Origin of the sequence: Clostridium sp. YIM B02506 (assembly GCF_022324845.1) — a bacterium.
Lineage (GTDB): Bacteria > Bacillota > Clostridia > Clostridiales > Clostridiaceae > Clostridium_T > Clostridium_T intestinale.
Window position 1 is genome coordinate 1 of sequence record NZ_JAKGTG010000025.1, and the last position, 21,615, is coordinate 21,615.

The window sequence follows — 21,615 nt, forward strand, 5'->3', positions numbered from 1 at the left end:
TTCAATTCTTCAATTCTTCAATTCTTCAATTCTTCAATTCTTCAATTCTTCAATTCTTCAATTCTTCAATAGGGATTTTGGCTTTTCCGTGATTTATTTACAAGTATTTTTTTTAATTTTACTTTTCTTTTTAAAAATATTAAAGGACTTTAATGCCGTTAGCCAAGATAAGGAATTTAATGACGCTGAGTTAGGAAAGAGAAGGAATTTAATGGAGCTGAGAAGCGCTCCTACAGAATATAATCTAAGAGGAATTTAATGAAGGCTGAGTAGCGCCTTCTACAGATCCGCAGTGCGCGTCTACAGGATAGAGGTACACTACTTCTCTGTAGTGACTTCTTCCTAAGTCTCATTAGATTCCTTTAATGGAATAGAAAAAGTCATTACAAAAAAATTGCAATGACCTTTTACTATTAGTTCCTATGATATTGATATAAATAACATTTTATTCTTCCATTGTAAAGCTTTCTATTTTTATTGGCTTTTTCTCCAAATTCTCTTTGGAAATCTTCGTAAGATGTTAAAACTTCGATTTCTAGAGATGGTATCTTTTTCTTTAGCTCTCCTAGTTTTTTATAGAGAATCTTTATCTCTTCAAGCTCACCAATTCTTTCCCCATAAGGAGGATTAGTTATTATAAATGAATAGTCCCTATTTAAAGAAAATTCTTTAAAGTCTTGTCTATGGAAATCTATATTTTCTAAAACTCCAGCTAGTTTTGCATTTTCTCTTGCAGTAGCAAGAAGTCTTCCATCTATATCATATCCTAATAACTTAATATCTTTATTCTTTATAGATTTTTTAGCTCCATCCCTTACTTGAGTCCAAAGTTCTTTTGGTATATTAGGCCAAGTTTCACTTACAAACTCTCTCTTTATTCCTGGTGCTATATCTCTTGCAATCATTGCCGCTTCTATTAAAATCGTTCCTGACCCACAGAAAGGGTCAATCAAGGTTTCCATGCCACTCCATCTAGACAGTAAAACCATAGATGCCGCTAAAGTTTCTTTTAAAGGTGCTTCTCCAGCTCTTTCTCTATAACCTCTCTTATGTAATCCAACTCCAGATGTATCAATAGTTAATGTAGCTACATCCTTAAGGAGAGATATTTCTATTTTATAAACTGGTCCATCTTCACTAAAAACTTCTCTGTTGTATTTTTGCTCCATAGCTTTAATAACAGCTCTTTTAACAATTGATTGACAATCAGGAACAGAAAATAAAGTGGATTTTACAGACTTACCTATAACATGCATCTTACCGTCTTCAGGTATAAAGTCTCCCCACTCAATATTTTTTGTTCCTTGAAATAACTCTTCAAAAGTAGTTGCAGTAAATTCACCCATTTTAATCAAAACTCTTTCAGCAGTTCTCAAATGGATGTTAGCTATTGCAATATCTAATTCATCTCCTTGAAAATGAACTTTCCCATTTTCTAGTTTTAAGTCTTCATATCCTAAAGTTTTTAGCTCCTTAGCTGTTACAGATTCCAGTCCAAAGGCAGTAGTAGCTATTAAATCATAAAACATTATTTAATTCCTTCCTATTTTTCAAATATTTTAACTGACTCTTCATCGTCTATTTCATTTATTCTAACGGCAACTATTTCTGATTTAGAGGTAGGTATGTTTTTTCCTACATAGTCAGCTCTTATAGGTAATTCCTTGTGTCCTCTATCTATTAATACAGCTAATTGTATTGAACTTGGTCTTTCATAATCCATAATAGCGTCTATTGCTGCTCTAGCAGTTCTACAGGTAAATAAAACATCATCTACTATTATTACAGTTTTACCCTTAATTCTAATACCTATGTCATTACTAGCAACTGAAGGCATTTCACTATTCTCAATTAAATCATCTCTATATAAAGTTATATCTACCATTCCAACAGGAACAGTGACTCCTTCTATCTTTTTTATTTGCTCCGAAATTCTTTGTGCTAGAGGATACCCCCTTCTTTTAATTCCTACTAAAACTACATCCTCTACACCTTTATTTTTCTCTATAATCTCGTGAGAAATTCTAACCAAACTTCTTCTAATAGCATTTTCATCTAGTAGTTCAGCTTTTAGCTTCATATCCATCTCTCCCTAACCTCTTAACTTTTCTATTATATTTTTAAAATAGCTTGGCAACTCAGTAGAAAACTCTAGGAATTCTTTTGTGGTTGGATGAACAAATCCTAAAGTTTTAGCATGTAGCATCTGCCCCATTAATTTAAACTTCGATTTTTTATAACCATAAACGGGATCCCCTACTAACGGATGTCCTATGTGGGCCATATGAACTCTAATTTGGTGGGTTCTCCCAGTTTCTAAATTACATTTAACAAGAGTAGTATAATCATAATTTTCTAAAACTTCATAATGAGTTATAGCCTCTCTACCTTCTTTAACTATAGCCATTTTTATTCTATCTTTTGGGTCTCTTCCTAACTTTTCATTTATAGTTCCAATATCATTTTTTACTCTTCCTTCAACTAAAGCATAATATTCTCTTTTCATAGAATGATCTTTTAGTTGAGCAGCTAAAAAATTATGGCTATTATCATTTTTTGCAACTACCAATATCCCTGAGGTATCTTTATCTATCCTATGAACTATCCCTGGTCTAATGACTCCATTAATACCTGATAAATCTTTACAATGATAAAGTAATGCATTTACTAATGTTCCTGTATAATTACCTGGTGCAGGATGCACTACCATCCCTTGAGGTTTATTTACTACAATAACATCATGATCTTCGTAAACTATATCCAGTTTTATATCTTCTGCTTTAACCTCAAGCTCAAGAGGTTCAGGTAAGTTTACTTCTATAATATCATTAAGCTTTAATTTGTAATTACTTTTTATTAACTTATCATTCACTTTTATATTATCATTATCTATTAATCCTTGAATAAAACTTCTAGACTTATTTTCGATAACTTCTGATAGATATTTGTCTATTCTTTTATTAACTTCTTCAGAAGTTATCTTAAATATTAACTCTTCCATTAAAATACTACTCCTCATACTAAAACAATACTCTTAGTCAGGTAGTCCTGCCTTATATTGTTCATTACTTATCTTTTCTATAGGTTCAACATACATCATATCATCATCACCGGAATATTCCAAGTCTTCTATCCTATTAAATTTCTCCACAGCTTGATAACTATCCTTTTCATCAAAACCTGTGTAATCTTTACTTAAATGCTCATAATAAAATGGTGTGCCAATAACCTGTTCTTCTACAGGTCTTTTTTCTTGATTCCCTATAGAGCTTATTAACTTCTGACAATCTATACAATATTCTGCATAAGGTATAAACTCTAATCTTTCCTCTGAAATCTCTTCACCACAGGATTTACAGGTTCCATAACTTCCTTTCTCTAAAGATTTTAAGGAGTTTTCAACCTGTTCTAACAAAACCTCTTCTTTTCTTTTTAGAGCCATACCTCTTTCCATATCATACACATCTCCTGCTGCATCTGCTGGATGGTTATCATAATGGGATATTTCTGAAGCCATTTCTATATTAATACTTCCAAAATCATTTTTCTCTAGATTATCTATTATTAATTTAATTTTATCTTTTTCTTTTAATAATTTTTCTTTATATATATTGAACTTATTTTTATCCATCTAATCAACACCTCTCCAATAGTTTATAACTTACTATTACTATTGTTTTCAAAATCAGGTGTTTTTATAACATTCAATATTACTATTAAAATTAAAAGAAGCAAAATCTATTAGATTTTGCCTTTTTATCACTTATTTATTAGCAAAGAAACTTTTAATTTGATCTAAATCATTACTTATTTCTTCTTCATCTTCATCATTAAGATTTAAATCTACTGCTACTTCTTTTTCTTCTATATCTTCTAATGGATTTGTTATATTATAATTTTTAATAAAATCCTTTTCCAAATCATCAAAAGTTTCTAATTGAGTATTCATGAAGTTTCTAAATTTCGCTCTAAACTTAATGAACTCTTGTTTTATTCTATCAAACTCATCGTTTATTTGAACTACATCTGCATGAGCTTTATCTAATATCTTTTGAGCAGTATCATTAGCATTTTTAACTAACATATCAGCTTCTTTTTTAGCTGAACTTCTTGCTTGCTCAGCTGCATTTTGAGCTAGTAATAAAGTGTTTTGAATAGTATTTTCTATTTTTCCATAATGTTCAATTTTTTCTGAAAGTGCAGATACTTTTTCTTTTAATAAGGCATTGTCTTTGTAAAGTTCCTCATAATTATCTACGATTTCATCTAAAAACTCATCAACTTCTTCTGGATTATATCCTCTTAATCCTTTTTTAAACTCCTTATTGCTAATATCCATTGGAGTAATTTTCATCTGTATCACCTCTACATTATGTATATTTTTTTACTCTTATTTTCAACTTATCACTTTTCGTTTTCCCGGTAATTTCTGAAATAATAAATTTACCTTTTCCTCTAATAGTAATAGTACTATTTAACTTTACTTCATAACTCTTATCTATATTATTAGAATAGTTAACTAAAATCTTCCCTGAATTAATTAGTTTTACTGCTTCACTTCTTGAAACATTTGCTAAAGATGCTACAACAGAATCTATTCTTAATGAAGCTATATTTATATTGCTTTCTGTAAACTTAACACTAGGTAACTCTTCATTACGCTCAACTATTTTTACATCACAGGGATTTTTCCCAATAAATTCTAAGTTATCAATCAAAAAATCTGTCAATTCTTCAGAAATAGCTACAAAACATTTATCATTGTCTAGAATTAAGTCTCCTAATTTGTCACGTTTTATTCCTAATGATAATATTCCACCTAAATAATCCTTATGTTCCAAGGTTCTAAATCTTGATTTGTTGGTTATCTCTAATATTTTCATAGGGAAAGGAGCCTCATATAGATTATTAAAAGCAATCATTTTTCTTTCGCAGTCTTCAAAACCCCCGTTTAGTTCTACACTAATATCTTTAGATATTCTTTCAGTAAAATACATCCATATATTAGGAGTCAAAAAACTTTGTGAGAACATAGGAATATTATATTCCTTAGAAAGACTGTATTTCTCTAATAATCCTATAGCTAATATGAGTTCTTCCCCTTCAAATATTCTAGTTAGTTCCTTTTTATCCATTATTAAAATATTAATCTTAATAGCTTTTCTATTATATTAAGTGCTATTAAAGCTAAAAAAGGTGACAAATCAACAGGAATATTTAAATTTAGTTTACTTTGCAATTTTTCAAAGGGCTCTAGTATTGGTTTTGTAAAATTTTTAACTATATAATGATATTTTACAGGCGAACCCGTAGATTCCATTAAAGAAAGTATTACATCTGCAAATACTGCAAATTGAATAACTTTTATAAATAGTGAGAGTGTAGTATATATCATATATTATTTGCCCTCCTGAGCTTTATTTACTCCAGTTAAACATCCCTTTTGAAGAAAGTTCGCTTTTTAATTCATTTGTTACTTCAACATTTGATGGTGATAAAATATATACACCTCTTTCTATCTCTTGTAGTTCCCCTGCTAAAGCAAAACATGCTCCAGATACAAAGTCTAATAATCTTTGTGCTATTCTTGTTTCAAGTGCAGATGTATTAATAACTACAATCTTTCTTGATTTTAATGCTTCACAAATCTCAGTAGCATCATCATATACTGTTGGTTTTTTTATAGTAACCTTTGCAGAAGAAGCAGTATGAATATTTACTACTTTATTATTCTTTTTACTTGATAGTACAGGTTCAACTTCATCCATTGCTACTTCTGAAAATTCTTCACTATCTTCGAATTCTTCAAATTCATCTTCATATTCTCCAAAACCAAATAATTCTTTTACTTTATCAACCATTTTAGCTGCCATATCAATTCCTCCTAAATTTTATCTTTTCCCAAAAATGCCTTGCCCAACTCTAATCATATTACTTCCTTCTTCTAAGGCAGTTATATAATCACTACTCATTCCCATGGACAAGTGCTTCATTGTTATATTTTTGAACTTCTGTTCTTTTAATTTATCCCATATGTTTTTAGTAGACTTAAAATAATTTCTATTTTCTTGCTCATCTCCTTTAGGTATAATAACCATTAATCCTAAAGCTTTAACATATTTACATTTTTCTATTTCATTTACTAAAGCATCTAGCTCTTCTTCAAAGATACCTGCTTTAGTTTCTTCTTTCCCTATGTTTATTTGAATTAATACATTTGCTATTTTATCATTACTTCCATAGATTTTCTCTATTTGCTGTAATAACTTAATAGAATCTAGAGAATGAATAAGAAAAACCTTATCTACTATATACTTAACTTTATTTGTCTGTAAATGACCTATAAGATGCCATTTTACATCTTTATGAAAGTTATCGTACTTTTCTAAAAGTTCTTGAACTTTATTTTCTCCAAAATCACGTATTCCATAGCTATAGGCTTCTTCTAGAGCTTCTAAAGGTTTAGTTTTAGATACAGCTATAAGAGTTATGTCATCTTCTAAAGTTTCTTTAATTTTTTGAATATTTTCCTTTATGCTCAAAACTTCATCTCCTATTTCTATATATTCTCCAAAATATATATATTTCCTTCAAATACATATAATTAATTATAATACAAAACACAGCTATTTGGAAGAGTATGACTTTATTTTCTATTATTTTTGAAGCAATTTAATAATCTCATTAAAATAAACCTCACCAACAAAATTTCTTTTTTGTTGGTGAGGTTTATTTTTAATTTGTGTATTGTTCCATAAATTCTGGTTTTATTGTACTACTCTTCGCTCTCATTATTATTTCTTTTACTTCTTTTATTTCAATATCAATTCCCCTTGCTTTTAAGCCGGTTATATATGAGTTATCACTTGTCATAAACTCTTGAAGAACTTTTGGTTCCCCTATGATTTCTACTTCAAAAGGTTGCGGAACCTTTATTTCATCTATGTTTAAAAATGCCCAGTCGCATATTATTGATGAATATGGGTATATTCTATATCCATTTATAGATATTGCTTCTGCTCCAGCTGCTCTTAAATCATTAACTACATTTATCATATCATTATCATGTAGTACTTTGAGTCGTTGTAATTCAGATGGCAGACCACTATAATCACCATCTTTTATTATTATCTTAATTCCAGATCCCTTAACATCTTCAAACCCACTAATCATTTTATATAAAGTAAATTGAGATTTTAAATCTTCAATTATTTTTTCATTTTTCTGCTCAGATGAAGTATACGAATTTAACTTATTAACAATTTCATTATTATTATCATCCAAAGCATTAATATCTTGTCTTAATTTATTACGTTCTTCTACTGCCTTACTATATTCATTTGCCGTAAGTTGAATATTAGAAGACGTAGATGATAAATTTATATTTAGAGCTATTAAAACACCTATTATTATGGAGGCAATAAAAACAAAAATACTTGCTTCATTATATTTCATCCTTAAACCTCCATTAACGAGATTTCGCTTTTTCTAATAATAATCTTCTTACAATAGCAAAATTATCAAAAATTCTGCCTCCAAAAACAATAACAGCTGCTATGTATATTGGTATTCCAAGTTTATCTCCTAAGTAAGCTAACGCTGCTGCTAATGCTGCATTACCAAAAAAACCTGAAATAAATACATCAGCTTGAAAATTTTTAGATAATGAAGCTCTAACAGCTCCAAAAACTGAATCCAAACATGCTAAAATAGCTACTGACATATATGGTGAAAATTTATCAGGAATATTTATATTTGTCGTCAACCCTATAACAACTCCAATTAAAAGTCCTATAAATGCTATCATTTAATCACTTCCTTTACTTAACAGGTTTTATATAATCTGAATTTAAGCCTTTTACGCTCTTCTTTATAACAATTTCATCTGACTGCTCTATTTCTCTTTTGTAACTTCCCAAATTACCTATATTTAAAGTATCACCAAAAAGCAATCCGCCCTTTAAGAGTTCCTTATTACCTATAGCTTTTATTATAATCTCCTGCCTAGGATCTACTTTTCCTTCACTGCCTATATTAATTATATTTCCTGAAGGTTTAATTCCTGTTTGAGGTGTAATTCTATAATCATTAATTGATATTGCTTCAGCTCTGGAAAAGAACAAACTATTAACTATATGTACCAAATCAGAATCTGTTAATGCAACAATACTTTCTTTATTAGATGAAAACAAATCATTTTTAGGTGTTATACGCAAAATTATACCTTGACCTTTTACATCTACTGTTCCTGTGATCATTCTAATATTGTCTAGTTCCTTTTTTATATTTAAATCAACTTCACCTGATTTAGCTGCCTCATCTTCTATTTTCTTTAATTGAGCCTGAAGATCTTCATTTTGTTTTTTCACCTCATCTCTTTCTGCCTTTAAGCTTTCTACTTCCTTTAATATATCTGTAGCTGCATAAGTACTTTGCTGTTTGTTTTTTTCTTCTCTAGAGCTTATTAATTTAAATTGATAGGATAAGAAAAACCCTAAAAGTGCACATACTATTGCAACTGCTATCTGAGAATAAAGTCTTTTCATTCTATACCTCCTATTCCTCTTTTATAACGGGATTACCTTCCACACTAACATCAATGTAACCTTTTTTTATATCAACATTCTTTAAAATATTAATTGAATAATTTAATTTTCTACTTAAATCAAAGTTTCCACCTATTTTTATAAGAACCTCATTACTATACAAACTTATATTTGATAGGTTACTAATATCTAACTTACTAAACTTAATACTAGAAGTATTAGAATTAATAAGAACTCCAAAACCTTTAATTATTTCTAATATCTTTTCATCTTCTGTTATTTTGTCACCAATTTCTTTATCTTGTATAGTTATACCTTCTAATTTAACTAATTCATCCTCTCCTAACTTTTTATCAAGAACCTTTCCATTTTCATCAAGTGCATAATAATTACCATTTTGTTCAATTGTAAATACCTTTTTATTTTCTTTTACTTCAACAGTTAAATTATTAGGAAGGGCTTTAGTTACTTTTACATCTTTTATATAAGGATCATTTTTAAATATAGATTCTATGTAACTTCTTTTTACGTAAAAAATATTCCGTCCCTTTATACCTTGAAGCTTATTTTCTATATCGTCTTTTAAAGCAACTTCATTATCATTACTGACTATTTTAACATTATTTATGTTAAATATTGGTGCCTTAATTAAGAACAGTATTAAAAGCCCTATTAATACCATTAATAAAGCTATAGTTTTTTTTATCTTTTTTCGTCTTTTTTTCTCCTCTATATATTTTAATGCCTCCACTTAAGCTCTCCTTACAAAAAATCTTATCTATATAATAACACTTTAACCCATTTTTTTCATTACAATTTTATTAATTTTAAATTATTTCCAAAAAAAAACTTTGCTTTCGCAAAGTTAAAAGACCTCTGATTTTTCAGTTTGCCTTGATATATTTAAAAGTATCCCCATGGCTGTCATATTTATAACCAACGAACTTCCTCCATAGCTTATAAAAGGAAGTGGCACTCCAGTAACTGGCATAGAGCCTGTTACAACTGCAATATTTATTATTGCTTGAACTGCTATTACAGATGTTATTCCTACAGCTAATAAAGTACCATAGGTATCTTTAGCCTTTATAGCTATTGTTATACCTCTCCATATAAGTATTCCAAATAAAGCTATTATAAAGAGACAACCTATAAGCCCTAATTCCTCTCCAATAATAGAAAATATAAAGTCATTATGTGGTTCTGGCATATATAAAGTTTTTTGTCTTGACTGTCCTAGCCCAAGTCCAGTTATACCTCCAGAACCTAATGCTAAAAATGATTGTATAAGTTGATAACCATCCCCAGCGGGGTCTTGCCACGGATTTAAGAAATTTAATAATCTACGTCTTCTATAATCTTCCGAGAATATAAAAAACACAGCTCCTGCAAATAACACTGGTAATATAACAGCAAAGTCCTTTAATCTAGCTCCCGAAACAAATAATACAATAAGAGTAACTATCATTATTACAGATGCAATAGATAGATTCTTTTGTAATAATACCATTCCAGCAAAAAAACCTGAAAATCCTAAATAAGGCAGCATACCATACATTAATCCCTTTACTCTTTCCCCTTTTTGTTCTAGACTTAAAGCTAAGAACAAAACCACTGCATATTTGGCAATTTCCGAAGGTTGTAGACTAAATGGGCCGGCTGTAATCCATCTTTGTGCCCCATTAACTTCTGGAAAAAAGAATACAGCTATAAGTAAAATTACTGTGCCTATTAGTATGATTGGTGTTAGTTTCTTTAGTTTATGATAATCAAAAGCCATCATAAAAAGCAATACTATTATACCTAAAGCTGCAAAAAATATCTGTCTCTTCAGAAAATACATAGAATCATGAGATTCTGTTCTATACATACCATAGTAAGTTGAAGCAGAATATACCATTACTACTCCAATAGCTAATATAAAAAATACTACATAAAATAAGGGATAGTCTATTTGACCCATTTTAAGTTTAGAGTTAAATTTTTTCATTCATTAATCCTCCATAAATTATTAGAGAGAGAGAAATCCTATAAAACATACTATAACTGTTATAATTGAAAAAATCGTCACTATCTTTGTTTCGCTCCACCCCATATGTTCAAAGTGGTGATGAATCGGAGCCATTTTAAACACTCTTTTTCCAGTTAACTTAAAAGATGAAACTTGAATTATAACTGACAAGGTTTCTATTACATATATTGCTCCAATTATTACAACTATAAACGGAATCTTTAATAAAAGAGCTACTGTAGCAACCGCTCCCCCTAATGCCAAAGAACCCGTATCTCCCATAAATACTCTTGCAGGAAAAGCATTAAATCTTAAGAATCCAAGTAGTGATCCTGCTAAAACTATAGAAAATATAGTTAAAGTATAATTTCCTAAATTGAAACTTACTATTGATAAAAATGTCATAACTAAAATAGTAACTGATGTAGCTAATCCATCTAATCCATCTGTTAGATTAACTGCATTAGTAGTTGCAGCAAAATAGAAAATAACAAAAGGTATATACAAAACTCCTAAGTCCCATTGAGTATTTATAAAAGGTATATTTATCTTAGTACCAAGTTCTACGTAACTATAATAAGATAATACACCTGAAACAATTAAAAGCAGGATCATTTTTTGATATGCTCTTAATCCTAAATTATTTCTTTTAACTATTTTAATTATATCATCCAAAAATCCAATAAACCCAAAAGCTATGAAAGCAAATAACGCAACAAAAGCCTCATCTTTTATATCTCTAATCATTATAAATGTTACAATTGTCGTTGAAGTAATAAAGATAAGTCCACCTATAGTTGGTGTTCCAGCTTTCTTTAAATGACTTTGAGGTCCATCCTGTCTTATATTTTGTCCAAATTTCAAATTATACAACCCTTTTATAATAGGTGAACCTATTATCGTTGCAACTAAAAAAGATAAAATCAATGATATTAACATGTCTGTACTTATAAAATCCATAATCTTATTCATGTCCCCCTACCCCCGGGACACCTCCTTTGTAAATATTATTTAACGGCATCCACTATTTCTTCGAATTTCATACTTCTTGAAGCTTTAACTAAAATACTATTACCTATACTAACATTAGCTTTTAAATACTCGATTAACTCAAGTTTCGTATTAAACACTTTAGTATCTTCTCCAAAACCTTCTTTATAGGCTTTAGAGAAGTCTCCAGTTACTAGTAGTTCATCAACCTTTATCTCTTTAGCATATTCACCAATTTCTTTATGAGCTAAATAGGATTCGTCTCCAAGCTCTAACATGGTTCCTAATACAGCTATCCTTTTATCACATTTTATATTGTTTTGAACCTCTAAAGCAGATTTCATTGATTGAGGAGATGCGTTATAACAATCGTTAATAATTACATAACCCTCTTTATTTCTAATAATCTCGAGTCTCATAGGAGTTCTTGCTAAGTTTTTTAATCCCTCACTTATATCATCATAACTTACACCAAGTTCAACACCGCATCCTATTGCTAATAAGGAATTTAACACACTATGCTCTCCAGGTACATCAACTTTAAATTTATGTTTTTCGTCATCTTTATTAAGTATAAACTCTATAGATTCTTCCATTAGATTTACTTCTGTAGCTTTTAAATAAGCTTTTTCGTTTAGTCCACAAGATACAATCTTATAGTCTTTATCTTTAATAGACGTTAAAAATGAATCATCTCCATTTATTATCAAAGTATTTTCCTCTGTAAAATAATCTGTTATTTCCATTTTAGCTTTAAGTATACCTTCTTGAGAACCTAAATTCTCTATATGAGATATTCCTATGTTTGTTATTACTGCAATATCCGGTCTTGCAACCTTAGCTAGGTTATGTATTTCTCCAAAATTATTCATACCCATTTCTAAAACCGCTACTTCATAAGATTCATCTAGAGAAAATATCATAAGAGGAACGCCAATTTCATTATTAAAATTTCCTTTTGTCTTAAAAACTTTAAATCTTTTAGATAATGCTGCACCAATTAAATCTTTTGTAGAAGTTTTTCCTGTAGAACCTGTTACTCCAATTATCTTTATAGGTAATTTACTTCTATAATACTCTGCTAAGTTTAACAGAGCTTCTTTTCCGCTCTTTACCTTTATAAGTGAACACTCACTATCCTCTGGAATTTCAATCTCTTCATCTACTATACAAAGCTTAGCTCCACTAGTTATAGCATTAGGAGCATATTTATTGCCATTAAAATTCTCGCCATTTAGTGCAATAAATATACTATTAGGAGAAATTTCCCTACTGTCAGTTGAGATTTTATCAAATTCAGTAATATTTCCTTTAACTATAAGTGTTCCATCAACAGCCTTAACTATCTCTTCCAAAGTTAATTTTTCCATAGTTTACTCCTTAAATCTTAGCTAATATTTCTTTTATTATCTTTCTTTCATCAAAATCTATAGTTTTCTCTTTTAAAACTTGATAGGTTTCATGTCCTTTTCCTGCTAATATAAGCACATCACCATCTTTAGCCATCTTCATTCCTTTTTCAATAGCTGTATGTCTATTCTCTTCAACTTCATAATTGTTCTTTTTAAGTTCTTTAACTATATCATTAATTATTAGTAAAGGATCTTCTGTTCTTGGATTATCAGATGTTATTATACTATAGTCAGCAAGCTCAACAGCTATTTGTCCCATTTCTCCACGTTTTTGCTTATCTCTATCTCCACCACATCCAAAAATGCAAATCAATCTATTGTTTGTAAATTTCCTTGCAGTTTTTAATATATTCTCTAAACCATCTGGTGTGTGTGCATAGTCTATTATTATTTCATAATCATTAGGATACTTCCCAACAACTCTTTCACATCTTCCTGCTACTACAGTTTCCTTTAATGCATTTATGATATTTTCCCAAGTTATATCTAATATCCTTGCTGATGCTATAGCTCCTAAAGCATTATAAATATTATAATCACCTGGTATCTGCAGTACCATATCTTTAGAGTCCTCTTTATATATTACATTAAAGTTGGATAAAATTCCATTTACAGATATATTACGTGCATCAAAATCTCCAGAATTATTTATAGAATATGTTATTATATTTCCTTCTGACCCTTCAGAAATAAGATCTTTTTTAACCCTTTGTCCATATTCATCATCCATATTTACTACTTTGAATTTAGAATTCTGGAACAGCTTATATTTAGCTTTATAATAATTTTCAAAAGTTAAATGAAAATCTAAATGATCCCTTGTTAAATTAGTAAATATACCTATATAAAATTCTACTCCATAAACTCTGTTAAGCTCTAAAGAATGTGAAGATACCTCCATAATACAATATTCAACTTCTTCATCCACCATTTCTTTAAATAACTTTTGTAATTCAAATGACTCAGGAGTTGTTCTCTCTGTTTTTATAACCTTGTTTCCTATATAGTTAGCTATAGTTCCTACAAGTCCTGTTTTATGTCCTGCTTTATCAAGTATTGATTTTAACATAAATGCAGTTGTTGTTTTCCCATTAGTTCCTGTAACACCAATTATCTTCATTTTAGATGAAGGATTATCATAATAGTTAGAACTAATTACAGCTAAAGCTTTTCTACTATCTTCAACTAAAACCTCAGTAATTCCATGATTAATCTCTAATTTCTTCTCTGTGATTATAATCGTTGCTCCGTTATCAATAGCTGATTTTGCAAACTCATGACCATCAACCTTAAAGCCTTTTATGCATACAAATAAATCTCCTGGTGTAACTTTTCTATTATCATATCTAATTTCTTTTACATTAGTTTTTAAATCACCATTGATTAATTTATAGTCTAATCCTTTTAATAAATCTTCCAGTAACATAAATACACTCCTTAAAATACTATGCTAGTATTCTTTCCATAATAACCTTATTTTAAACAAAAGATGAGCATGTGGTAAACCACATGCTAAAATCCTCCATCTTGAGTATCATTAGATAATTTTAATTTTACAGTAGTTCCTTTTGAAATAACATCCCCAGGTTCAATACTTTGTTCACTAATTAATCCAAAGCCTTCATATTCATACTTTAATCCTAATGAAGTAAATAATTTAGTTGACTGTTCTTTACTATATCCTTTAACATTAGGCATTATTATATCCTTACTATACTCTTGACTTGAACCTGTATAAATATTTAATTTACTTCCTTCTTTAACTGAATACCCTGGTATTGGAGATACTTTTGTTACATACTCTCCACTTCCATCTATCTCATAATCTAGTTTTAAGTCTTTTAACATTTTCTTAGCATCCTGAACTTTAAGTCCTCTTATTTCAGGGATTACAACTTCTTTAACCAAGCTAGCAGCTCCTATATTATCTGCATTACTTTCTAAATAGTTGAATATATCACTAAATAATGTGTGTGCAACTGGAGCTGCTATCATACCTGCATAATAATCAGTTCCACCAGGTTCATCAATAGAAACCATAACAGTTATTTCAGGATCATCAATAGGAGCCATTCCAACAAATGTTGATATATACCCTTGATAGGTTCCTGTTGCTGGATTAACTTTTTGAGCTGTTCCAGTTTTTCCTCCTATATGATATCCTTCTACAAAAGCTTTTTTTGCAGATCCTTCAGTTACAACTCTTTCAAGATAAGATCTTAAAACTTTTGTTTTTTCTGTAGTAGCTACTGTTCTAGTAGTTGGTTCAAATTTTTCATCTATTATTTCGGTTCCATTTTCATCTTTATGTGATACTTGTTTCATAACGTGAGGTTGTATCCAAGTTCCACCATTAGCCACTGCATTAAATGCTGCCATGTATTGGATAGGGTTAACAGTATTTGTTTGACCAAATGCTATTGTAGCAAGGTCAACTTCTGAAATGTTATTTACAGACTTTACTATTCCTTTAGCTTCTCCTGGTAAGTCTACTCCACTTACCTTTCCAAATCCAAAGTCAGCAATATGCTTAGTTAAACTTTCTTTTCCTATTCTTTTTCCTAGTTCAATAAATCCAACGTTGCAGGAATTTTTTATAATGTCAGCAAAGGTTTCAGTTCCATGGCCTGAAGTTCTCCAGCATTTTATAGTTCTTCCACCAACAACAGTAGATCCATTACATACATAAGACTCCCCAACATCACCTACACCATCTTCTAAAGCTGATTGTGCAGTAAATACTTTAAAAATAGATCCAGGTTCAAAAGAATCTGATACACTCCTATTTCTCCACATCTTTTGTAATTTTTCACTTGAATTATTTCCTTCAAAACTTTCTGCACCATCATAAGGCTTGTTAGGATTAAAGTCTGGTTTATTTGCCATTGCTAACACTTCACCATTTTTAGGATTCATTACAATTACGCTTACAGCTTTAGCCTTGTTATCACTAAGAGCTTCTTCAGCAGCTTTTTCTGCAAAGAATTGTATGCTTTCATCTACCGTTAATGTAACATCTTTTCCATCTACTGGTGGCGTAAACTTTGAAACAGTATATGGTAATTCTTCACTTCTACTATCAAGTTCTGCTATTCTCATTCCAGGTACCCCTGAAAGTTGTTTATTATATTGTAATTCAACTCCCCCAAGTCCTTGACCATCAGAATTAGTTACCCCAAGTACTTGTGCTAAGAAATTATCATTTCTGTAATATCTTTTAGTATCTGGTGATACTATTACTCCACTTATACCTAATGCTTTTACCTTATCTGCTTCTGCTTTTTCAATTCTTCTAATTAATGTAGCTGATCCTGCTAGATTCCCAGAAGGTAGCTTTGTCTCAAGTTTCTTTACAACATCCGGAGTCTCCATACCTACTGCCGCCGCTATATCTTTTGCAATATCGTCATTTACTTTTTTCACTTTTTCTAAATATTTTCTTATTGTATTTAAATCAAAGTCCACTCTATATACATTAGCTGATACTGCAAGTTCTGTTCCATTTCTATCTAGTATTTTCCCTCTTCTTGCATCAATTTTAACTTCACTTGTCCATTGTTCAATTGCTCTTGCTGAATACTCTTGTCTTTTTCCTATCATTATATAAGATAACCTTAAGGATAAAACAAAGAAGAATATACATAATCCTGTTAGTACAAGTCTCATTCTTTTTTTACTTGTAGCGTTATCTCTATAGTTTTTTTTCACAACTAAACCCCCATATTATTACTAATACAAAAACTAAGATGCACCTACCAAAGTGCATCCTTTATGTTTTCAAATAGGCCGTTTTTCATATCTTTATTTAAGTTATTTTCATTTAAAGAAAAATTGTTTTCAGATAAATCTATCTTTATAACATTTTCTTTTTTTGGTGTTGTCATTCCTAACCCATTTTCTGCATTGTTTTTAATGCTAGATAAAGATGAAGCCTTTAATATCTCAACATTTAATGCCTCATTTTCTGCTACTACTGAATTTATTTTGTTATCTAGATCAGCTATGGAGTTTTGTATTTTATAAACTTGGGAATCTCTCATTATAGTTGCAAATCCAAGTGCAAAAACTAGGGTAATTACTTGCCCAACTCCGCTTCTGATTTTCTTCCTTTTCTCATTTATTCTTATGTTTCTTTGTTTTTTGGCTTTCTTTAGCTGCTCATATTTTTCCCAATCAAATTCAGTCTGTTTTCTTTTTGGACTTAATGCTGTATTACCTTTTATATAATCATATTCCTCTAATTTCAATTTATTCACATCCCCATTCTTTTATACCTAAATCTTCTCTAAAACTCTCAATTTTGCACTTCTACTTCTTGGATTTACTTCTATTTCCTCATCTGATGGTGCTATAGCCTTTCGAGATAAAACTTTTACCGTTGGCTTTTTCCCACACGCACATATTGGAAACTCTTTTGGGCATTTACAAGGATTTCCTAAATCTCTAAACTTATTTTTAACAATCCTGTCCTCTAATGAATGAAATGTTATAATTGCTAATCTTCCATTGCTATTTAATTTTTTAACACTATCATCTATTGCTTTATCCAATATTTCAAGTTCCCCATTAACTTCTATCCTTATGGCCTGAAAAGTTCTTTTAGCTGGATGAGGACCATCTCTCCTAGCTTTTACTGGTATAGCCGCTTTGATAATATCAACCAACTCTAAAGTTGTCTCTATAGGTTTTTCATTTCGCCTTTTTACTATAAATGAAGCAATTCTTTTACTAAACCTCTCCTCTCCATAGTCTTTTATAATTCTATATAAGTCCTCTTCTGAGTAATCATTGATTACATCGTAGGCACTAAACTCCTTATCTCTATTCATTCTCATATCAAGAGGCGCATCTTGCATATAGCTAAATCCTCTTTCACCAGCATCTAGCTGATAAGATGAAACCCCTAAATCCATAAGTATTCCATCAACTTTTTCAATATTAAGTTCTTCTAAGATATCATAAATATTATGAAAATTGTTATGCACATATATAACATTGTTGTAGTCTTTTAACTTCTCCCTAGCTGCATTTAATGCATCTGTGTCTTGATCAATTCCTATTAGTCTTCCATCATTATTTAAATTACTTACTATATGCGATGAATGACCTGCGCCACCCATTGTACAATCTACATAATAACCTTGCTTTTTAATATTTAATGCTTCTATACATTCCTCAAGCAATACTGAGACATGTTTAAATTCCATTAATACCACTCCTTAAATGCCTAAATCGCTCATTTTTTCTGCCAAACTGTCGTAATCTATATTTTCATCATTATATTCATTCCACTTGTCTTTGCTCCAGATTTCTACTCTAGTAAGTACTCCAATACTTACTATTTCCTTTTCTATCTTTGCATATTCTAAAAGATTTTGTGGTATTAACCCTCTTCCTTGCTTGTCTAATTCTATCTCAGTGGCTCCAGAAAAGAAAAATCTAACAAATGCTCTAGCATCTTTATTAGTAAGTGGCAATGACTTTAATTTCTCTTCAAGTATTTTCCATTCATTTAAAGGGTATGCATATAGGCAACCATCAAGCCCTTTAGTTAAGATGAATTTATTGCCTAATTCTTCTCTTAACTTTGAGGGAATAATCATTCTATTTTTGGCATCTAGTCCATGATTATACTCTCCTATAAACATTTCACACCTCAAAAACTACTTTCTATTTATTCTACACCACTTTTCACCACTTTTAACCACTTGATATATATATTCTATAGTAAATTAGAAAAACCTTCAATATTTTAGAACGTTTTTTTAATATTTTTTTAAATTAGTCAAAGTTATTATTATACAAATTAGTATACTTCTTTAATAATTCTACAAATACGCATTATTTATTTACTGAATTTCCCAATAAAAAAAGATTGCTATACCAGTATATTGGTATAGCAATCTTTTAAATTCAGAGATATTTTATACGTTAAATCTAAAATTAACTACATCTCCATCTTTCATTACATATTCTTTTCCTTCTAATCTATATACACCTTTTTCTTTTGCAGCGGCTTCTGATCCTAATTCTGCTAAGGCATCAAAGGACACTATTTCAGCTCTTATAAAACCTCTTTCTATATCTGAGTGAATTTTTCCAGCTGCTTGTGGCGCTTTAGTTCCATTTACTATTGTCCAAGCTCTTACTTCTTGAACTCCAGCAGTTAAGTAACTCATTAACCCTAAAAGTTTATAACTAGTTCTAATTAGTTTATCTAAGCCAGACTCAGTAAGTCCGTACTCTTCTAACATTTCTGCCTTTTCTTCTTCCTCTAACCCAGAGAGTTCTTCTTCTAATCTAGCTGCTACAATAACAGTTTCAGAGTTTTCACTTTTAGCATGTTCTTGAACTTTTTTAACTAAGTCATTTTCAAGATTTCCACTCATCATATCATCTTCAGATATATTACATACATATAACACAGGTTTTGAAGTTATTAAAAATAATGATTTTACAATTTCATCCTCTTCTTCTGTAACTTCTAAAGTTCTCACTGGTTTATTATCTTCTAAGTGAGCTTTAATTCTTTCCATTAAAGAATATTCTGCTTTAGCTGTTTTATCTCCAGATCTAGCTAACTTCACGCTTTTTTCCATTCTTCTCTCTAAAACTTCTAAATCAGAGAATATTAATTCTAGATTAATTGTTTCTATATCTCTTATTGGGTCAACAGATCCTTCAACATGAATAACATTTTCATCATCAAAACATCTAACTACATGACAGATAGCTGCAACTTCTCTTATATGAGATAAGAATTTGTTTCCTAATCCTTCTCCTTTTGAAGCTCCTTTAACTAAACCAGCTATATCATAAAATTCTACTGAAGTATAAACCTTCTTTTTTGAATTATATATCTTCTCTAATACATCTAATCTTTTATCAGGAACAGCAACAACACCAACATTCGGTTCTATTGTACAGAATGGATAATTAGCTGATTCTGCTCCAGCTTTAGTAATAGCATTGAAAAGAGTACTCTTTCCAACATTAGGTAATCCAACAATTCCAAGTTTCATTTATGTACATTCCCTTCTTTCATTTGTCTATCCTTTAAAATTATACTTTATTAAGTTTTTTATTTCAATAAAAGAAAACCAATATTGGAATAAAGTACTCTACTAAATATTTTAGAAATACAAAAACTATTTTTGAGGTGATAAAATGAAAAATATAAGTAAGGTTTTAAGTTTAATTTTTATTAGTTTGAATATTTTTGCATTTAATACAAATGCAGAAGATTTTGATAGCAAAGAATATGATTGGTACTTTCACTCAGATGTTAAAGGCCAAATACCCTCTTCGCCCAAAGAAACTGCTAAGTTTAATTCTAAATATTCTACCTATTATTTAGGTAATACAAAAGAAAAAGTTATATATCTTACTTTTGATCAAGGATACGAAAATGGAAATACCCTTAAAATTCTAGATATATTAAAGGAAGAACAAGTACCTGCAGCTTTTTTTGTCGTTCGTCCTTATTTAAAAGATTACCCTGATATAGTTAAAAGAATGGTTGAAGAAGGTCATGTAGTCGGCAATCATAGTTCTCATCATCCTTCAATGGCATCAATAAGAGATGAAAAAAAGTTTGAAAAGGAGTTTAAAGATGTGGAAGAACTTTTTTCTGAGATAACAGGAAAAGAGATGCCTAAATACTTTAGACCACCTATGGGAAAATATTCTGAACTTTCATTAGCTAGAACTGAAAAACTAGGTTACAAAACAATCTTTTGGAGTTTTGCTTATAGAGATTGGATTCAAGAAAAACAACCTAGTGAAGATTTTGCAATAAAAAAGATAACCGAAGGTTTTCATCCTGGTGAAATAATGTTACTTCATTCAGTCTCTAAAACAAATACTGAAGTTCTAAAAACTATTATTAAAGAAGCTAAAAATCAAGGATATACCTTTAAGTCTTTAGACGATTTATAAATATTAAAAAATTAGGTCTTTAGATACTAAAAAAATCTAAAGACCTAATTTTTATAGTTAATTTAGTTTTTAACCTTCAATAATACTATATACCTTATCTACAAACATTTCTTTTTTCGCATTTGATTCTTTAAGTATATTATCTATTTCATTATTTACCGAAGCTTTAAATTCTTCATTAGTTAAATAAGCTAAATTAATCTTAACATTCATAATTGCACTTTCAATTGTAGAATGAGTAAGAATTGCTGAAACTCCAGCATCAGAAATAGCTCCTTTATTTCCATACTTAACTCCAATTTCAATTTCCTTGTATAATTCTAAAGCTTTTCTCGCTAAATTTAGAGGAGCTTCTAAAGCCTTTATTGTGTTTATTTCTATTTCTTTATTTCTAAATCTTACTTCTTCCTCAGTACCTTTAGGAAGTTTATATGAATTCATTAAACCTTCAAAAGCACTTTTATCTTCTTCCATTGCCTTAAAAAACTCATTTTTTAAGTTTTTAGTTCTTTCTATAGAAACCAATACCAAACTTTTCTCTTCATCAGTTAAATTGTTAAAAGCTTTTTTGTTAACAGTTAAACTATAAACCATGTTATTTAATCCTGAGGCTAAAGCTCCAACTAAAGCAGCTACACTTCCACCTCCTGGTGTTGGTTTTTCTGACGATAAATCTTCGATAAATGTTTCTAAATCTAAATTTTTAAACATATCTTCA

General features: G+C 29.8%; 25 protein-coding genes. 2 read left to right on the top strand and 23 right to left on the bottom strand.

Features of this window, described 5'->3' with window-relative positions; translation table 11 throughout:
- A partial coding sequence (locus tag L1S49_RS16595; RefSeq protein WP_238906525.1) for a hypothetical protein occupies positions 1–259 on the top strand: 259 nt, incomplete at its 5' end.
- A 154-nt stretch (positions 260–413) separates the two neighbouring features.
- Here L1S49_RS16595 and L1S49_RS16600 read toward each other — a convergent pair.
- From L1S49_RS16600 to ychF, 22 genes are all read right to left on the bottom strand, one after another.
- Entirely contained in the window at positions 414–1,529 is a 1,116-nt protein-coding gene (locus L1S49_RS16600; RefSeq protein ID WP_238906527.1) for a class I SAM-dependent RNA methyltransferase, read from the bottom strand.
- A 14-nt stretch (positions 1,530–1,543) separates the two neighbouring features.
- A complete protein-coding gene (gene pyrR, locus L1S49_RS16605; protein WP_181600722.1) occupies positions 1,544–2,080 on the bottom strand; it encodes a bifunctional pyr operon transcriptional regulator/uracil phosphoribosyltransferase PyrR in 537 nt (178 codons plus the stop codon).
- A 12-nt stretch (positions 2,081–2,092) separates the two neighbouring features.
- Positions 2,093–3,001 carry an RluA family pseudouridine synthase gene (locus tag L1S49_RS16610; protein WP_238906529.1) on the bottom strand — a complete coding sequence of 303 codons (909 nt, stop codon included), beginning with the start codon at positions 2,999–3,001 and terminating at the stop codon, positions 2,093–2,095.
- A 33-nt stretch (positions 3,002–3,034) separates the two neighbouring features.
- Entirely contained in the window at positions 3,035–3,631 is a 597-nt protein-coding gene (locus tag L1S49_RS16615) for a TraR/DksA C4-type zinc finger protein (protein WP_238906531.1), read from the bottom strand.
- A gap of 132 nt (positions 3,632–3,763) precedes the next feature.
- Complete coding sequence (locus L1S49_RS16620; protein WP_073019779.1) at positions 3,764–4,354, bottom strand: DivIVA domain-containing protein; 591 nt, start codon at positions 4,352–4,354, stop codon at positions 3,764–3,766.
- Positions 4,355–4,370: 16 nt separating this feature from the next.
- The gene (locus L1S49_RS16625; protein WP_238906532.1) at positions 4,371–5,135 is read right to left on the bottom strand and encodes a YlmH/Sll1252 family protein; all 765 of its coding nucleotides are present in this window, start codon (positions 5,133–5,135) and stop codon (positions 4,371–4,373) included.
- Positions 5,136–5,137: 2 nt separating this feature from the next.
- On the bottom strand, positions 5,138–5,395 hold the full coding sequence (locus tag L1S49_RS16630; RefSeq protein WP_238906535.1) for a YggT family protein: 258 nt from the start codon (positions 5,393–5,395) through the stop codon (positions 5,138–5,140).
- Between the two features lie 22 nt (positions 5,396–5,417).
- Positions 5,418–5,873, bottom strand: coding sequence for a cell division protein SepF (sepF, locus tag L1S49_RS16635; protein WP_021801426.1), 456 nt, complete (start codon positions 5,871–5,873; stop codon positions 5,418–5,420).
- A gap of 18 nt (positions 5,874–5,891) precedes the next feature.
- A complete protein-coding gene (locus L1S49_RS16640) occupies positions 5,892–6,542 on the bottom strand; it encodes a YggS family pyridoxal phosphate-dependent enzyme (protein ID WP_238906537.1) in 651 nt (216 codons plus the stop codon).
- 193 nt (positions 6,543–6,735) lie between these two features.
- The gene (locus tag L1S49_RS16645) at positions 6,736–7,455 is read right to left on the bottom strand and encodes a DUF881 domain-containing protein (RefSeq protein WP_238906539.1); all 720 of its coding nucleotides are present in this window, start codon (positions 7,453–7,455) and stop codon (positions 6,736–6,738) included.
- Positions 7,456–7,468: 13 nt separating this feature from the next.
- Complete coding sequence (locus L1S49_RS16650) at positions 7,469–7,807, bottom strand: small basic family protein (RefSeq protein ID WP_238906541.1); 339 nt, start codon at positions 7,805–7,807, stop codon at positions 7,469–7,471.
- Positions 7,808–7,820: 13 nt separating this feature from the next.
- Positions 7,821–8,546 (bottom strand): DUF881 domain-containing protein, encoded by a 726-nt coding sequence (locus L1S49_RS16655; protein WP_238906543.1) that lies wholly within the window; start codon positions 8,544–8,546, stop codon positions 7,821–7,823.
- Positions 8,547–8,556: 10 nt separating this feature from the next.
- On the bottom strand, positions 8,557–9,297 hold the full coding sequence (locus tag L1S49_RS16660) for an FtsQ-type POTRA domain-containing protein (protein WP_238906545.1): 741 nt from the start codon (positions 9,295–9,297) through the stop codon (positions 8,557–8,559).
- 114 nt (positions 9,298–9,411) lie between these two features.
- Positions 9,412–10,536 carry a stage V sporulation protein E gene (gene spoVE / locus L1S49_RS16665; protein WP_238906547.1) on the bottom strand — a complete coding sequence of 375 codons (1,125 nt, stop codon included), beginning with the start codon at positions 10,534–10,536 and terminating at the stop codon, positions 9,412–9,414.
- A 21-nt stretch (positions 10,537–10,557) separates the two neighbouring features.
- On the bottom strand, positions 10,558–11,529 hold the full coding sequence (mraY, locus tag L1S49_RS16670) for a phospho-N-acetylmuramoyl-pentapeptide-transferase (RefSeq protein ID WP_238906549.1): 972 nt from the start codon (positions 11,527–11,529) through the stop codon (positions 10,558–10,560).
- A gap of 35 nt (positions 11,530–11,564) precedes the next feature.
- Positions 11,565–12,917 (bottom strand): UDP-N-acetylmuramoyl-tripeptide--D-alanyl-D-alanine ligase, encoded by a 1,353-nt coding sequence (murF, locus tag L1S49_RS16675; RefSeq protein ID WP_238906551.1) that lies wholly within the window; start codon positions 12,915–12,917, stop codon positions 11,565–11,567.
- Between the two features lie 10 nt (positions 12,918–12,927).
- Positions 12,928–14,385 (bottom strand): UDP-N-acetylmuramoyl-L-alanyl-D-glutamate--2,6-diaminopimelate ligase, encoded by a 1,458-nt coding sequence (locus L1S49_RS16680; RefSeq protein WP_238906553.1) that lies wholly within the window; start codon positions 14,383–14,385, stop codon positions 12,928–12,930.
- 86 nt (positions 14,386–14,471) lie between these two features.
- Entirely contained in the window at positions 14,472–16,625 is a 2,154-nt protein-coding gene (locus tag L1S49_RS16685; protein ID WP_238906598.1) for a stage V sporulation protein D, read from the bottom strand.
- A gap of 86 nt (positions 16,626–16,711) precedes the next feature.
- The gene (locus tag L1S49_RS16690; protein ID WP_238906555.1) at positions 16,712–17,206 is read right to left on the bottom strand and encodes a cell division protein FtsL; all 495 of its coding nucleotides are present in this window, start codon (positions 17,204–17,206) and stop codon (positions 16,712–16,714) included.
- Positions 17,207–17,233: 27 nt separating this feature from the next.
- The gene (gene rsmH, locus L1S49_RS16695; RefSeq protein ID WP_238906557.1) at positions 17,234–18,166 is read right to left on the bottom strand and encodes a 16S rRNA (cytosine(1402)-N(4))-methyltransferase RsmH; all 933 of its coding nucleotides are present in this window, start codon (positions 18,164–18,166) and stop codon (positions 17,234–17,236) included.
- A 12-nt stretch (positions 18,167–18,178) separates the two neighbouring features.
- Positions 18,179–18,607 (bottom strand): division/cell wall cluster transcriptional repressor MraZ, encoded by a 429-nt coding sequence (gene mraZ, locus L1S49_RS16700; protein WP_021801413.1) that lies wholly within the window; start codon positions 18,605–18,607, stop codon positions 18,179–18,181.
- Between the two features lie 276 nt (positions 18,608–18,883).
- Positions 18,884–19,981 (bottom strand): redox-regulated ATPase YchF, encoded by a 1,098-nt coding sequence (gene ychF, locus L1S49_RS16705; RefSeq protein WP_238906559.1) that lies wholly within the window; start codon positions 19,979–19,981, stop codon positions 18,884–18,886.
- 145 nt (positions 19,982–20,126) lie between these two features.
- Between ychF and pdaA the strand changes: the two genes are divergently transcribed.
- Positions 20,127–20,897: a delta-lactam-biosynthetic de-N-acetylase gene (gene pdaA / locus L1S49_RS16710; protein ID WP_238906561.1), complete on the top strand. Its 771-nt coding sequence runs from the start codon at positions 20,127–20,129 to the stop codon at positions 20,895–20,897.
- 69 nt (positions 20,898–20,966) lie between these two features.
- Here the strand turns inward: pdaA and L1S49_RS16715 are convergent, their stop codons facing one another.
- Positions 20,967–21,608 (bottom strand): cyclodeaminase/cyclohydrolase family protein, encoded by a 642-nt coding sequence (locus tag L1S49_RS16715; protein ID WP_238906562.1) that lies wholly within the window; start codon positions 21,606–21,608, stop codon positions 20,967–20,969.
- Positions 21,609–21,615 lie beyond the last annotated feature (7 nt).